This window comes from Streptomyces sp. NBC_01515 (genome assembly GCF_045040345.1).
Lineage (GTDB): Bacteria > Actinomycetota > Actinomycetes > Streptomycetales > Streptomycetaceae > Streptomyces.
In genome coordinates this window covers 4795316-4810378 of the sequence record NZ_CP109416.1, presented here as the reverse complement: position 1 = coordinate 4810378, position 15063 = coordinate 4795316, and the positions used below count along the sequence as shown (strand labels likewise).

Below are 15063 nucleotides of genomic sequence, written 5' to 3'. Positions count from 1 at the left end.
TGAGGGCCGTAGGGGCTGCGCCCCGGGTTGCGGGCGGCGTGGGAGTGGCAGAGGTTGCGCCTCGGCCCGCCGCAGCCGTCGTACGAGTCCCGCGTCCTGCTGCAGCTGCCGGGCGGCCGTCTCCCGGTGCCGTGCGGGCTGCGCCCTGGCCGGGAGCCGCAGACGGGGTGTCCGTTGCCGGAGGCGCGCTCTCCGCCGCAGGTGCCGTACGGGACGTGCCCCCGCCCTGTCCGCGAGGCGAAGCCGTGCCGGGGCGGCGGGGGTCGCGGCGGGTCGGGGGGCGGGTCGGGGTGTGCTGGGCGGTCCTGGTCATGACCTTGTGCATGGGGGTCCCCGTTTTGGTCGGCCCGGGATGTACCGGGAAGTAACTTCGTGGTTGGGGATCTTGTACGGGGCCATGGGCGGGGGTTGCAAGGAAGGGACGGCGCGCGTCGGAGGGGCCGGATTGTTCACTTATCCGAGTGATTGAGGGGCCTCGAAGCCCGTCGCTACAGGGGTGCCCCGGGTGAATTTCAGGCGTGGGGTGGACGCCTGCGGGGGTGTGGGTGGGGACTCGATGGGGGACCCCGCGCACGTATCCTGGAGGCCCTCCCGGAGGCGCGGCACCGTCCGCGGAACCCCCTTCCGGGGGGCACTCTCCGAACTACGAAAGCGGCCAGCCATGCGCGTCTACGTCCCCCTGACCCTCTCCGGTCTCGCCGAGGCGTACAAGACGGGTGAGCTGGGGACGGGACCCTTCGTCGCGTACGCCGTGACGCCCGCGCTGCGCGAGTGGTACCTCTCCGACGACATCGAGGAGTTGGAGTACGCGGCGCTGAACCGGGCCGCGCTCGGCTCGCTGCGGCTGCTGGCGGTCCACCCCGACGCGCCCCGGCGCCGGGTCGTGGTCGCCGTCGACGTACCCGACGGCACCGCGCACGCCGACCCCGACCGCGGACTCGACCCGGCGGCGCTCGGTGAGGTGCGGGTCGGAGGAACCGTGGCGCTGGCCAAGGCGGCCGCCGTACACGTGGATCTCGGGGACGCGGAGGGTGATGTGAGCGCCGCCGCCGACGCGCTTCCGGCGGCGGACCGCGGGGACGACGACGCGCAGTTCGTCGTGGACGGGGCCGAGGACCACGAGCTGCTCTGGTACGCGACGCAGGAGATCCCGAACCTTGTCGGGCTGGCCGACTGAGCCTGTTCGGCGGCGGTCGAATGGTCGTATGCGCCCGTTGACCTGCGATTATCTTGATTGTCAGTGGCGGCGGGTACTTTTTTGGCATGGGGATGCAAGGAAGCGCGCACATCGTCTGGGACTGGAACGGCACGCTGTTCCACGACAATGACGCGATCATCGGGGCGACGAACGCGGCGTTCGCCGAGTTGGGGCTGACGCCGATCACGATGGAGGAGTACCGGGCGCTGTACTGCGTGCCGGTGCCGAAGTTCTACGAGCGGCTGCTGGGGCGGCTGCCCACCGATTCCGAGTGGGAGGTCATGGACGTGACCTTCCATCGGTACTACGCCGAGCACCGCGTCGTCTGCGGGCTCACCGAGGGCGCGGCGGACCTGCTCGCGGGGTGGCGGACGGCGGGGCGCAGCCAGTCGATCCTCAGCATGTACGGCCATGACGAACTCGTCCCGCTGGTGCGGGAGTTCGGGATAGAACCGCACTTCATACGGGTCGACGGGCGCACCGGGCCCTCCGGCGGCAGCAAGGCCGAGCACATGGTGCGGCACCTCGGGGCGCTGACCGGCGTGGACCCCGCGCGCACCGTGGTGATCGGGGACGCCGCCGACGACGCGGTGGCCGCCCTGCACGTGGGGGCGCGGGCCGTGCTCTACACCGGCGGTTCGCACAGCCGGGCCAGCCTCGAAGTGGTCGGCGTACCGGTGGTGGACTCGCTGGCGGAGGCCGTCGCGGAGGCGGAGCGGCTGGCGGCGGCGTGACGGTGACCGGCCGGCCGGGGTGACGAAGGGCGGCGCCTTCAAGGGACCGTGCCTTCCGAAGTGCCGCGTCTCAAGGGCTCTGTGCCTCAGAGACACGGCACTTCAGGAAGCACCGCGCACCCCGTCACGTCATGCCCACCCCCGTCACCTCACGCCGACCGCCGAGGTCACGTCACCGGTGCCTTCGCCCGCAGCACCGTCAGGAACTCCCGCATCCAGCTGGAGTGATCCGGCCACGCGCGAGCGGAGACCAGCGTGCCGTCGACCACCGTCTCGGCGTCCTGGAAGGTCGCGCCGGCGGCCTGCATGTCGAGTTCGAGCGCCGGGTACGCCGTGACGCGCCGGCCGCGCAGGCCGTCGATCGCGGCGGTGAGCAGGGGGCCGTGGCAGATCTGGGCCACGGGCTTGTCCGTGTCGAAGAAGGACTTGAGGATCTTGCGGAGTTCGGGATCGTTGCGGAGGTACTCGGGGGCCCGTCCGCCGGGGATGACGAGGGCCGCGTACTGGCCGGGATCGACCTCGGAGAAGGCGAGATCGGCGGGCCAGGTGTAGCCGGGCTTCTCGGTGTACGTGTCGAAGCCGGGTTCGAAGTCATGGACGACGAACTGCAGCTTCTTGCGCTCGGGAGCCGCGATGTGGACCTCGTAGCCCTCCTCGCGCAGGCGTTGGTAGGGGTAGAGGACCTCCAGTGACTCCGCTGCGTCGCCGGTGACGATGAGGATCTTCGCTGTCATGTCGGTGCGCTCCTCTGTGGCCGTGGCATGCGTCTTGGTCGGGCGTCATGAGCTCACGGGTTCGTGGACTCATGGGCAACGTGCCGCGCGCCGGGGTGCTTGCCAAGGGGCCTCACAGCTCGGACACCGTCATCGTCACCGTCCCGACTGCCCGTGAATACGACGATTTCACGTACTGCGCCCCTGTGCATAACGTCAAAGTTCCACCCTCTGTTTTGTACACAACCGGCTCATGACGAGCCCCCGGTAAGGAGAGATAGCCTTGTGGCGTGATCAGCGCGATATTTCGCGGGGGCATCGTCGCCCCTGCTCCGCGCCCGGCGACCACGGACGACATCCGTGACCGGGCGGCGGTCGCTGGTCCCAGGGTCTGGACAGACCCTCGCGGGCGGGACGGAGCTCCAAGGGCTCCCAGGACGCCGTGCACACCCCGGGTACCGACGCGACAGAGAGCAGCGTCACACCCGTCGGGCGTGCCGAAAATGGCTGATAACCCACCGCTCATCTCACCTTGCGGCATAGCGTCTGAGCAGACCGGAGAACCCGGGCCGTGGCGTCGAGCCGCAGGGGAAGTGACCGTACTTCTTTCTACGTCACGCAACGGCGCGCGACAGGAGCCAGAGGACAATGCAGACCAAGCTGGACGAAGCAAAGGCCGAGTTGCTCGAAAGGGCTGCTCGGGTAGCTGAGAACAGCCCGGTCGGGGGGCATCTACCCACCGGGACGACGGACGAGAGCACTCCGGACCAGGAGACCGTGCTCGCGTTCCTCCAGCGCTACTACCTGCACACCGCCCCGGAGGACCTCGCGGACCGCGACCCGGTCGACGTCTTCGGTGCCGCCTTCTCCCACTACCGGCTGGCCGAGACCCGCCCCCAGGGCACGGCGAACGTACGGGTGCACACCCCGACGGTCGAGGAGAACGGCTGGACGTGCAGCCACACCGTCGTCGAGGTCGTCACCGACGACGTGCCCTTCCTCGTCGACTCGGTGACCAACGAACTGACCCGCCAGGGCCGCGGCATCCATGTCGTCATCCACCCGCAGGTCGTCGTCCGCCGCGACCTCACCGGCAAGCTCGTCGAGGTGCTCACCACCCCGCCCGCCGGAGAGCTGCCGCACGACGCGCACATCGAGTCCTGGATCCACGTCCAGATCGACCGCGAGACCGACCGCGCCGACCTGAAGCAGATCACCGCCGACCTGCTGCGCGTCCTGTCCGACGTGCGTGAGGCCGTCGAGGACTGGGAGAAGATGCGGGACTCGGCCCTGCGGATGGCCGACGAGCTGCCCACCGAGCCGACCGCCTCCGACCTGCCCTCCAGCGAGGTCGAGGAGGCCCGCCAGCTGCTGCGCTGGCTGGCCGCCGACCACTTCACCTTCCTCGGCTACCGCGAGTACCAGCTCCGCGAGGACGACTCCCTCGCCGCGGTCCCCGGCACCGGTCTCGGTATCCTGCGCTCCGACCCGCAGCACGGCGGCGAGGACAGCCACCCGGTGAGCCCGTCCTTCGAGCGGCTCCCGGCCGACGCCCGGGCCAAGGCCCGCGAGCACAAGCTCCTCGTGCTGACCAAGGCCAACAGCCGTTCCACGGTGCACCGTCCGTCGTATCTCGACTACGTGGGCGTGAAGAAGTTCGACGAGAACGGCGAGGTCGTCGGCGAACGCCGGTTCCTGGGCCTGTTCTCGTCCGCCGCCTACACCGAGTCCGTCCGCCGGGTTCCCGTGATCCGGCGCACGGTCGACGAGGTGCTCGAAGGCGCCGGGTTCTCGCCCAACAGCCATGACGGGCGCGACCTGCTGCAGATCCTGGAGACGTACCCGCGCGACGAGCTGTTCCAGACCCCGGTCGACGAACTCCGGTCCATCGTCACGTCCGTGCTCTACCTCCAGGAGCGGCGCCGGCTGCGCCTGTACCTGCGCCAGGACGAGTACGGCCGCTACTACTCGGCACTCGTCTACCTCCCGCGCGACCGCTACACCACGGGCGTACGCCTCCGGATCATCGACATCCTTAAAGAAGAGCTCGACGGCATCAGCGTCGACTTCACCGCCTGGAACACCGAGTCGATCCTCTCGCGGCTGCACTTCGTGGTCCGCGTCCCGCAGGGCACCGAGCTGCCGGAGCTGTCCGACGCCGACAAGGACCGCATCGAGGCCCGCCTGGTCGAGGCCGCCCGCTCCTGGGCCGACGGCTTCGGCGACGCGCTGAACGCCGAGTGCGGCGAGGAGCGCGCGGCCGAACTCGTGCGCCGCTACGGCAACGCCTTCCCCGAGGGCTACAAGGCGGACCACTCCCCGCGCGCCGCCGTCGCCGACCTGGTCCACCTCGAACAGCTCACCGAGGAGCAGACCTTCGAGCTGAGCCTCTACGAGCCCGTGGGTGCCGCCCCCGACGAGCGCCGCTTCAAGATCTACCGCAAGGGCGCCCCGGTCTCCCTCTCGGCCGTGCTGCCGGTCCTCAGCCGCCTCGGCGTCGAGGTCGTGGACGAGCGGCCGTACGAACTGCGCTGCTCGGACCGTACGACGGCGTGGATCTACGACTTCGGGCTGCGGATGCCCAAGTCGCAGAACGGCAACGGGGATTCTCTCGGCGAGAACGGCCGCGAGCGGTTCCAGGAGGCGTTCGCCGCCACCTGGACCGGGCAGGCCGAGAACGACGGCTTCAACGCGCTGGTGCTGAGCGCCGGGATCGACTGGCGCCAGGCCATGGTGCTGCGGGCGTACGCCAAGTACCTGCGGCAGGCCGGTTCCACCTTCAGCCAGGACTACATGGAGGACACCCTCCGCAACAACGTCCACACCACCCGGCTGCTCGTCTCCCTGTTCGAGGCGCGGATGTCGCCGGACCGGCAGCGCGCCGGGCGCGAGATCGTGGACGCCCTCCTCGAAGAGGTCGACGCGGCGCTCGACCAGGTGGCGAGCCTCGACGAGGACCGGATCCTGCGGTCCTTCCTGACCGTCATCAAGGCGACCCTGCGCACCAACTTCTTCCAGGAGGCGCTCGGCGGGCACGCGCACGCGTACGTCTCGATGAAGTTCGACCCGCAGGCCATCCCGGACCTGCCGGCGCCGCGACCGGCGTACGAGATCTGGGTGTACTCGCCGCGCGTCGAGGGCGTGCACCTGCGCTTCGGCAAGGTCGCGCGCGGCGGGCTGCGCTGGTCGGACCGGCGGGAGGACTTCCGTACCGAGATCCTCGGCCTGGTCAAGGCGCAGATGGTGAAGAACACCGTCATCGTGCCGGTCGGCGCCAAGGGCGGCTTCGTCGCCAAGCAGCTGCCGGACCCGAGCGTGGACCGGGACGCGTGGCTCGCCGAGGGCATCGCCAGCTACAAGATGTTCATCTCGGCCCTGCTCGACATCACCGACAACCTGGTGGCCGGCGAGGTCGTCCCGCCGGCGGACGTCGTCCGGCACGACGAGGACGACACCTACCTGGTGGTCGCCGCCGACAAGGGCACCGCGACGTTCTCGGACATCGCCAACGGGGTCGCCGAGAGCTACAACTTCTGGCTCGGCGACGCCTTCGCCTCCGGCGGCTCGGCCGGCTACGACCACAAGAAGATGGGCATCACCGCGCGCGGTGCCTGGGAGTCCGTCAAGCGGCACTTCCGGGAGTTGGGCGTCGACACCCAGAGCGAGGACTTCACGGTCGTCGGCGTCGGCGACATGTCCGGTGACGTGTTCGGCAACGGCATGCTCCTCAGCGAGCACATCCGCCTGGTAGCCGCCTTCGACCACCGGCACATCTTCCTCGACCCGACCCCGGACGCGGCCGTCTCGTACGCCGAGCGGCGCCGCATGTTCGAGCTGCCGCGCTCCAGTTGGGCCGACTACGACACCGGCCTGCTGTCGGCCGGCGGCGGAGTCTTCCCGCGCACCGCGAAGGCGATCCCGGTCAACGCACACGTCCGCGAGGCCCTCGGCATCGAGGACAAGGTGGCCAAGATGACACCGGCCGACCTGATGAAGGCGATCCTCAAGTCGCGGGTCGACCTGCTGTGGAACGGCGGCATCGGCACGTACGTCAAGGCCAGCACCGAGTCGCACGCGGACGTCGGCGACAAGGCCAACGACGCGATCCGCGTGGACGGCGCCGACCTGCGCGTCAAGGTCGTCGGCGAGGGCGGCAACCTGGGCCTGACCCAGCTCGGCCGGATCGAGTTCGCCCAGCAGGGCGGCAAGATCAACACGGACGCGATCGACAACAGCGCGGGCGTGGACACCTCCGACCACGAGGTGAACATCAAGATCCTGCTCAACGGACTGGTCACCGACGGCGACATGACCGTCAAGCAGCGCAACAAGATCCTCGCCGAGATGACCGACGAGGTCGGCGCGCTCGTCCTGCGCAACAACTACGCGCAGAACACCGCGATCGCCAACGCGCTCGCCCAGTCCAAGGACATGCTCCACGCCCAGCAGCGCTTCCTGCGCACCCTGGTCCGCGAGGGCCACCTCGACCGGGCCCTGGAGTTCCTGCCCACGGACCGCCAGATCCGCGAACGGCTCGCCCAGGGACAGGGGTTGACCGGTCCCGAGACGGCCGTCCTGCTGGCGTACACGAAGATCACGGTCTCCGACGAGCTGCTGCACACCACGCTGCCCGACGACCCGTACCTGCGCACCCTGCTGCACGCCTACTTCCCGACCGCGCTGCGCGAGACGTTCGCCGAGCAGATCGACACCCACGCGCTGCACCGCGAGATCGTCACCACGGTCCTCGTCAACGACACGGTCAACACCGGCGGCACGAGCTTCCTGCACCGCCTCCGCGAGGAGACCGGGGCCTCCCTGGAGGAGATCGTCCGGGCGCAGACCGCGGCCCGCGCGATCTTCGACGCCGCCGAGGTGTGGGACGGCGTCGAGGCGCTCGACAACACCGTCGAGGCGCCCGTCCAGACCCGCATCCGGCTGCACTCGCGCCGCCTGTGCGAGCGCGGCACCCGCTGGCTGCTCAACAACCGGCCGCAGCCGCTCCAGCTCGCCGAGACCGTCGAGTTCTTCAGCGAGCGCGTCGAGCAGGTCTGGTCCCAGCTCCCCAAGCTGCTGCGCGGCGCGGACCTGGACTGGTACCAGGAGATCTACGACGAGCTGACCGGCTCCGGCGTCCCGGCCGAACTCGCCACGCGCGTGGCCGGGTTCTCCTCCGCCTTCCCTGCGCTCGACATCGTCTCGGTGGCCGACCGCACGGGCAAGGACCCGATGGACGTCGCCGAGGTCTACTACGACCTCGCCGACCGCCTCCACATCACCCAACTCATGGACCGCATCATCGAGTTGCCCCGCGCGGACCGCTGGCAGTCCATGGCCCGCGCCTCCATCCGCGAGGACCTGTACGCGGCGCACGCGGCGCTGACGGCCGACATCCTCGCGGCGGGCAACGGCACCTCGACCCCCGAGCAGCGCTTCGTGTCCTGGCAGGAGAAGAACGCGGCGATCCTGGGCCGGGCGCGGACGACTCTGGACGAGATCCAGAGCTCGGAGACGTTCGACCTGGCCAACCTGTCGGTGGCGATGCGCACGATGCGCACGCTGCTGCGCACGCACTCGTAGTTCCTACGACGGCAAAGGGCGCCCCGGGCCGTGACGGCTCGGGGCGCCCTTTTCATGGAGTGCCTTAGGGGTAATCAGGGGGAGGACTTACTCTGCCCAGCTAAGCCTGGTCACGTGACTCCGAACCTCACCGAGGAACGCGTGACCGAGCCCGTCCGACCGGTGCGCGAGGTCGTCCTGGAAGTCGTGAGATTCGGCATCGTCGGCGGCAGCGGCGTCCTCGTCAACTTCGCGGTCTTCAACGCCCTGCTGCACGGCCTGCACCGGCCCGCGATGCTCGCGACCGTCCTGGCCAGCTGCGTCGCGATGGGTGCCAACTACCTTGGCTTCCGCTACTACACCTACCGCGACCGCGACGCCCCCGGCGTCCGCCGGATCGCCCTGTTCTTCGCCTTCAGCGGCATCGGCGTCCTCATGGAGAGCGGCCTCTTCTACGTCGGCTACCACGGACTGGGCCTCCACGGCCCGCTTGAGGCGAATGCCGTGAAGGCCCTGTCGATCGTGCTCGCGTCCGCGTTCCGCTTCCTGGTCTACCGCACCTGGGTGTTCCAGGACGAGGACCTCTAGACGACGGCGACCTGGCCCGCCGGCGCCGGGGCCGGTTCCTTGGGCTTGTCGGCGCCGCCCGTGAAGGCCTCGTACGCCTCCAGGACCTCCTCCGTCGGCCCGTCCATCAGCAACTCGCCGCGCTCCAGCCACAGCACGCGGTCGCAGGTGTCGCGGATCGACTTGTTGTTGTGGCTGACGAGGAAGACCGTGCCCGCGTGCTGGCGCAGTTCGCGGATCCGCTCCTCGGAGCGCCGCTGGAACGACCGGTCGCCCGTCGCCAGCGCCTCGTCGATCAGGAGGACGTCGTGGTCCTTGGCGGCGGCGATGGAGAACCGCAGCCGGGCGCCCATGCCGGAGGAGTACGTCCGCATCGGCAGCGTGATGAAGTCGCCCTTCTCGTTGATGCCGGAGAAGTCGACGATGCCCTGGTAGCGCTCCTTGACCTGCTCCCGGGACATGCCCATGGCCAGGCCGCCGAGGTAGACGTTGCGCTCGCCGGTCAGGTCGCCCATGAGGGCCGCGTTGACGCCGAGGAGGGAGGGCTGGCCGTGGGTGTAGATACGGCCGTTCTCGACCGGGAGGAGGCCCGCGACGGCCTTGAGGAGGGTGGACTTGCCGGAACCGTTGGTGCCGATGAGCCCGATCGCCTCGCCCTTGTAGGCGACGAAGGAGACCTTCTTGACGGCGTGGACCCTGCGGACACCCGCCGCCTTCTCGGTTTTCTCGCGGTGCAGGATGCGGTTGAGGGCGGCGGTCGCGGAGCCGCGTCCGGCGCCGGTCCCGTTGACCCGGTAGACGATGTCGACGCCGTCGCATACGACGGTGGGGATGGTGCTGTCGGCGGCCACGGGGGTCCGCTCGGTGTGGTACTCGATGGTCTGCTCAGCCACGGCCGTACGTCTCCTCAGCCTTCCAGAAGTAGATGAAGCCGCCGACTCCGGCGATCAGCGCCCAGCCTGTCGCGGCCGCCCACACGTGCGGGGGGAGCTGGCTGGAGTGGAAGCTGTCGATCAGCGCGTAGCGCATGAGGTCGATGTAGACGGCCGCCGGGTTGGTCTCCAGGGCGACCGTCACCAGGTGTGGCAGGTGGTCGCCCTTGGTCAGCTTGGAGATGCTCCACATGACACCGGAGAGGTACATCCAGGTGCGCAGGATGAACGGCATCAGCTGGGCGATGTCCGGAGTCTTCGCGCCCATGCGCGCCATGACCATCGAGACGCCCGCGTTGAACGTGAACTGCAGGAACAGCGCGGGGATCACGAGCAGCCAGGAGACGCTGATCGGCACGCCGAAGCAGATCAGGATGACGAAGAGCGCGGCCATCGAGAACAGCAGCTGCTGGAGCTGCTGCAGCGCGAACGAGATCGGCAGCGCGGCCCGCGGGAAGTGCAACGCCCGCACCAGGCCGAGGTTGCCGGAGATCGCGCGGGTGCCCGCCATGATCGAACTCTGCGTGAACGTCCAGATGAACACGCCCGTCACCAGGAACGGGATGTAGTCCGGGACACCGCGCTTGGTGCCCAGCAGCACACCGAAGATGAAGTAGTACACCGCCGCGTTCAAAAGCGGCGTCAACACCTGCCAGACCTGACCCAGCTTCGCCTGGCTGTACTGCGCGGTCAGCTTGGCGGTGGCGAACGCGGTGATGAAGTGCCGTCGCTCCCACAGTTGCCCGACGTACGCGGGCAGGGAGGGGCGGGCGCCACTGACCGTGAGGCCGTAGCGTGCGGCGAGCGCCGCGAGGTCGTCTTCGTCGGCCGGAGCCGGCGAAGGGGGCGGTGTGTCGAGGACCTGGCTCACATCCGCTGCTTTCGCTCGGGGGGAGGGGGTGCGTGCGTCCGGCTGCCGTGTTCCGTTGCCCGGCGTTTTCTTACGCTTCTCTTTACGTTCTCTTACGTCGGAACGGGACCGTATCGTCGCAACGTGAGCGTAGGCGGATTCGGCGTCGGAACGCAACCGTTTCGTCGTGACGGATGTGATCAGGCCGTTAGGTTTTGGGTCGGGACGGGCCTGTTGCGTCGGTACGGTCTGGGCAGGCGGGGGTGGACGGTGGGATCTTGGCGTGGGGACGGGCCGGGTGCGTTGCGAGGACGGGCCGGTTGCGTCGCGGCGACGGGCCGGTCGCGTCCCGACGTGCCGCCCGCCCGCTCGCCGGTCCGCCGTCCGCCGCGCGCCGTCCGCGTCACGACGAGCCTGTTTCGTCGCCACGCGCCACGCACACGCCGCGTCGGAACGCAACCGTTTCGTCGCAACGCCCCTATGCTTGGGCTATGACGACGAACGCCGACGAGCCCAAGACACGTCAGCGCCGCCGCGCCCCCGCCGGGGCGGCCGTACTCCGCGAGGATGTGACCGAAGCCATCCGGGCGGCGGTCTTCGAGGAGTTGGCGGCGGTCGGATATGCCCGCATGTCGATCGAGGGGATCGCGCGGCGCGCGGGAGTCGGCAAGACGGCGGTGTACCGCCGCTGGCGTTCGAAGCTGCACCTGGTGCTGGACGTCGTGTCGGCGATCGCGGTCATGGGGTTGCCGACGCCGGACACCGGTTCGCTGGAGGGCGACCTGCGGATGCTGTACGAGGTGACGTCACGGGCGCTGCGTCACCCCGTCGCCTCGCAGATCATCCCGGACCTCCAGGCGGAGGCGGCCCGCAACCCCGAGATCGCCGACGCCATGCAGAAGGCGCTGCGCGAGGGCCAGGAGGGCGTGGCCAGCAAGATCCTCGCGGCGGCGGAACGGCGTGGCGAGATCCGCCCCGGCATGGACGAGGACCTGGCCCTGGACCTGATCTCCGGCCCCCTGTACTGGCGCGCCGTGGTGATCCGCAGCCCGAAGCTGCCGAAGGGCTACCTGGGGGCGCTTGCCCGGGCGACCACGGAGGGTCTCAAGGCGCTGTAGGGCTCCGCCGTAGGCCTGGTGCGGGCGACGGATGCGAGACGGCGGCGGGTGCCCCCTACCGGCCGGCGCGTCAGCCGCTCCCGGGGTCCAAGTGGTCCAACCGCCGCGCCAGCTCCCCGAGTTCGGCTGCCCGCAGCACCCGCCCGCCGAACCCCGGCAGCGGTACGTGCAGGACCTCGGTCCAGCGTTCGGGGATCGCCGCACTCCCGTACACCGCCCCGGCGAGGCCGCCCGTCACGGCGGCGACGGTGTCCGTGTCGCCGCCGAGGTCGATCGCGGCGCGTACGGCGTCCTCGTAGGAGGACGTGGTCCGCAGGGCCCAGACGGCGGAGCCGAGGCAGGGCCAGACGGCGCCGTTGAACTCCGTCGCCAGGCCGGGGTGCCAGTCCGGGGCGAGGACGGCGCCGTAGCGCTCCCGGTGGTCGGGGTGGACGGACCGGAGGGTCTCCGCGACGGCGTCCAGCGGATCGCCGCCGTCCAGTGCGACGCGCGTCAACTCGTGGAAGACGGCGGTGCCTTCCCAGGCCGCGCGGTCTCCGTGGGTGAGTGCGGCGATGCGGCGGGCGGCGTCCATCGTGGCGTCGCGTCCCGCGCGCGCGAAGTGGACGGCCGACGGGGCGGCGCGCATCAACGCACCGTTCCCGGCGCCCCGTTGGCTCGTCTGGAAGTTCACGGCTGCGGCCAGGTCCCAGGGGTCGCCGCTGCCCAGTACGGCCTCGGTCTGCAGCCCGATGTCCTTCGGGTCGGCGGCCGCCCATCGCCGGAACCGCCGGAACACGTCCGGGAGTTGGAGCCCGCCGCACTCCAGCAGCGACTCCGCGACGAGTACGGCCATCTGCGTGTCGTCGGTCGCCTCGCCCGGGTCCCAGCCGCCGCCCCCGCACATCTCGCCGCCGTGACCGGGCACCGGAAAACGGGCGGAGAAGGCGCCTTCGGGACCGAACTCGAAGGGCGCGCCGAGAGCGTCGCCGACGGCGGAGCCGAGGACGGCGCCCAGAGCGCGTTCCGATCGCGAACAGCCGTCCACCGGAACGGAGTTCATTACGCCCGCGCCGCCCCCGGATGCAACCGCACCCACCCCTCCCAGGCCGACGCGATCATGTCCTGGACGTCGTGCTTGGCCTTCCAGCCCAGCTCGGTGGTGATGCGGTCGGCGGAGGCGACGACGCGGGCCGGGTCGCCGGGGCGGCGGGGATGGACGGTCGGGGGGCGGTCGTAGCCGGTGACCGCGTTGATGAGGTCGATCATCTCGCGGACCGAAACGCCTTCCCCGCGGCCGATGTTGAGGGTCAGGGCGCGGCCGGGGGAGACCTGGAGGGCGCGGGCCGCGGCGACGTGGGCCTCGGCCAGGTCCACGACGTGGATGTAGTCGCGGACGCAGGTGCCGTCCGGGGTGGCGTAGTCGTCGCCGAAGATGCGCGGGGGCGCGTTCTCGGTGAGCTTCTCGAAGACCATGGGGACGATGTTGAAGACGCCCACGTCGGCGAGTTCGGGGGCACCGGCACCGGCCACGTTGAAGTAGCGCAGGGAGGCCGTCGACAGGCCCGTCGCCCTGCCCGTCGCGCGGACCAGCCACTCGCCCGCCAGCTTGGTCTCGCCGTACGGCGACATCGGGACGCAGGGCGTCTCCTCGGTCACCAGCTCCACGTCCGGCATGCCGTAGACGGCCGCCGAGGACGAGAACACGAAGGACGGGACGTCGGCCGTGGTGACCGCCTCCAGGAGGACGCGCAGGCCCTCGACGTTCTCCCTGTAGTAGTGCAACGGCAGGTCCACCGACTCGCCGACCTGCTTCTTCCCCGCCAGATGCACGACTCCGGTGACGTCCTGGTCGGCGAGGGTGCGGGCCACCCGTTCCGCGTCCAGGGTCGAACCCACCACCAGGGGCACACCGTCGGGCACGCGCTCGGCGATGCCGGTGGACAGGTCGTCGTAGACGACCGCCTGTTCGCCCGCCTCGGTCATCGCCCTCACGACGTGCGCTCCGATGTAGCCGGCGCCGCCGGTGATCAGCCAGGTCATGTACGGCCGTCCCCTCCGTCACTGAATGTCGTTCGACCCGTGCGGGTGCGTCCCCCCCACACACTTCGGGCCTCAGTCAATCAGGCGCCGGAGTGTGCCGAGGCCAACGGCTGGGACTCCCCGTAGGGGCCGGGGGACTGCACGCGCGCGTGCGTCGTCGCCGGGAGCGGCCTCGACGACCGCCACAGACGGACGAACGAGAGGACGGCCGCGGCGGCCAGCAGACCATTGCGTACGAACATCAGGGCACAGCCCGTCCAGGTGGAGTGGATGACGTCGAGGTACAGGACGGGGAACTCGACGGAGCTGACCGCGGTCGCCGCCACGATCAGCGCGGCCACCGCGCGCTGGGTCGTGTGCCGCGAAGTCAGACAGACGGCGGCCAGGCCGAGCAGCCAGATCATGTACTGGGGGCTGATCACCCGGCTGGTCACGGTGAACAGCAGGACGGCGCTCAGCGCGGCGTCGTACGGGGTCGCGTCGGTCCAGCGGCGGGCCCGGAGTCGCCACCACAGCAGAAGCCCGAAGGCGACCGCCGTGAGCGCGAGGGAGGCGTCGGCGACCGTGGAGACGTACGGTCCCGTGAACTCCATCGCGCCGTACCGGTAGTGCACCTGGCCCGGCCAGCCGACGTGGGTGGCCAGGCCGAGGGCGGTACCGCCCAGGGACTCGATCTGCACGCCCCGGCCGCCCTGTTGGCGCAAGAAGGCGAAAGGATTGTTTAACAAGACCATGAGAGACATGAGCGACAAGGCCCCCGTCCCCACCGCCCACGACCACACCGACCGCGTGGTCCGCCCCCTCGGCATCCCCAGCAGCACCAGCGCCGGCCACACCTTCACCAGCGCGCCCAGCGCCGCGAACGCGCCGCACACGCGCGTGGAGCGCGACAACGTCAACAGGGAGATGACGGCGAACGCCGTGACCTGCACGTCGTAGCGGACGAGGGGCATGTGCAGGAGGAGGGGGAGGCAGGCGATCCAGTACGCGGCGCCGCGTAGGCTGTGGCCGGGGCGGGTGCCCGCGCGGGCCAGGGTCAGGGTGATCACGGCATCGGTCGCGAGGGTGAGGACGACGAAGGCCTGGAAGTACGTCAGGTCCGGCAGCAGCGCGGGGGCCAGAAGCACGGGGCCGGCGCCCGGCGGGTACTGCCACAGCGGGTCGTGCGCCGGGAACGCGCCGTGCGCCAGGACGCCGTACCAGTGGTGGTACAGGCGCCAGACCTCCCGTGCGACCCCGCCATGACCGAGCAGGGGGAGGCCGTTGTACGCGAGGAGGAGGAGCATCCCCGCGCGGGTGGCGAGCCAGGCGAGGGTGAGGGCGAGGAGGCGGTGTCTGCGGGCGGCGTTCATCATGGCGGATCGTAAGCC

At 70.2% G+C, this 15063-nt stretch carries 11 protein-coding genes; 5 read left to right on the top strand and 6 right to left on the bottom strand.

Annotation, left to right across the window (positions count from 1 at the left end; translation table 11 throughout):
• The first annotated feature begins 661 nt into the window (after positions 1 to 661).
• Together OG407_RS21375 and OG407_RS21370 are read left to right on the top strand one after the other, a co-directional pair.
• Positions 662 to 1177: a DUF6912 family protein gene (locus OG407_RS21375; protein ID WP_405860274.1), complete on the top strand. Its 516-nt coding sequence runs from the start codon at positions 662 to 664 to the stop codon at positions 1175 to 1177.
• A gap of 86 nt (positions 1178 to 1263) precedes the next feature.
• On the top strand, positions 1264 to 1932 hold the full coding sequence (locus tag OG407_RS21370; protein ID WP_403596606.1) for an HAD family hydrolase: 669 nt from the start codon (positions 1264 to 1266) through the stop codon (positions 1930 to 1932).
• Positions 1933 to 2099: 167 nt separating this feature from the next.
• Here the strand turns inward: OG407_RS21370 and OG407_RS21365 are convergent, their stop codons facing one another.
• The gene (locus OG407_RS21365) at positions 2100 to 2666 is read right to left on the bottom strand and encodes a DJ-1/PfpI family protein (RefSeq protein ID WP_405860272.1); all 567 of its coding nucleotides are present in this window, start codon (positions 2664 to 2666) and stop codon (positions 2100 to 2102) included.
• A gap of 627 nt (positions 2667 to 3293) precedes the next feature.
• Here OG407_RS21365 and OG407_RS21360 point away from each other — a divergent pair.
• Both OG407_RS21360 and OG407_RS21355 read left to right on the top strand, forming a co-directional pair.
• The gene (locus tag OG407_RS21360; protein ID WP_405860270.1) at positions 3294 to 8225 is read left to right on the top strand and encodes an NAD-glutamate dehydrogenase; all 4932 of its coding nucleotides are present in this window, start codon (positions 3294 to 3296) and stop codon (positions 8223 to 8225) included.
• A 114-nt stretch (positions 8226 to 8339) separates the two neighbouring features.
• Positions 8340 to 8792, top strand: a complete 453-nt coding sequence (locus OG407_RS21355; RefSeq protein ID WP_405860268.1) for a GtrA family protein — start codon at positions 8340 to 8342, stop codon at positions 8790 to 8792.
• On the opposite strand, the gene OG407_RS21350 is transcribed toward OG407_RS21355, so the two are convergent.
• Positions 8789 to 9664: an ABC transporter ATP-binding protein gene (locus OG407_RS21350; protein WP_405860266.1), complete on the bottom strand. Its 876-nt coding sequence runs from the start codon at positions 9662 to 9664 to the stop codon at positions 8789 to 8791. The genes OG407_RS21355 and OG407_RS21350 overlap by 4 nt on opposite strands.
• The gene (locus tag OG407_RS21345; RefSeq protein ID WP_405860264.1) at positions 9657 to 10574 is read right to left on the bottom strand and encodes an ABC transporter permease; all 918 of its coding nucleotides are present in this window, start codon (positions 10572 to 10574) and stop codon (positions 9657 to 9659) included. The genes OG407_RS21350 and OG407_RS21345 overlap by 8 nt, the downstream gene beginning before the upstream one ends.
• A gap of 470 nt (positions 10575 to 11044) precedes the next feature.
• Between OG407_RS21345 and OG407_RS21340 the strand changes: the two genes are divergently transcribed.
• On the top strand, positions 11045 to 11671 hold the full coding sequence (locus tag OG407_RS21340; RefSeq protein WP_405860262.1) for a TetR/AcrR family transcriptional regulator: 627 nt from the start codon (positions 11045 to 11047) through the stop codon (positions 11669 to 11671).
• A gap of 70 nt (positions 11672 to 11741) precedes the next feature.
• Here the strand turns inward: OG407_RS21340 and OG407_RS21335 are convergent, their stop codons facing one another.
• From OG407_RS21335 to OG407_RS21325, 3 genes are all read right to left on the bottom strand, one after another.
• The gene (locus OG407_RS21335) at positions 11742 to 12713 is read right to left on the bottom strand and encodes an ADP-ribosylglycohydrolase family protein (RefSeq protein ID WP_405860260.1); all 972 of its coding nucleotides are present in this window, start codon (positions 12711 to 12713) and stop codon (positions 11742 to 11744) included.
• Complete coding sequence (gene galE, locus OG407_RS21330) at positions 12713 to 13693, bottom strand: UDP-glucose 4-epimerase GalE (protein ID WP_405860258.1); 981 nt, start codon at positions 13691 to 13693, stop codon at positions 12713 to 12715. The genes OG407_RS21335 and galE overlap by 1 nt, the downstream gene beginning before the upstream one ends.
• A gap of 80 nt (positions 13694 to 13773) precedes the next feature.
• On the bottom strand, positions 13774 to 15045 hold the full coding sequence (locus OG407_RS21325) for a glycosyltransferase 87 family protein (protein WP_405868521.1): 1272 nt from the start codon (positions 15043 to 15045) through the stop codon (positions 13774 to 13776).
• Between the last annotated feature and the right edge of the window lie 18 nt (positions 15046 to 15063).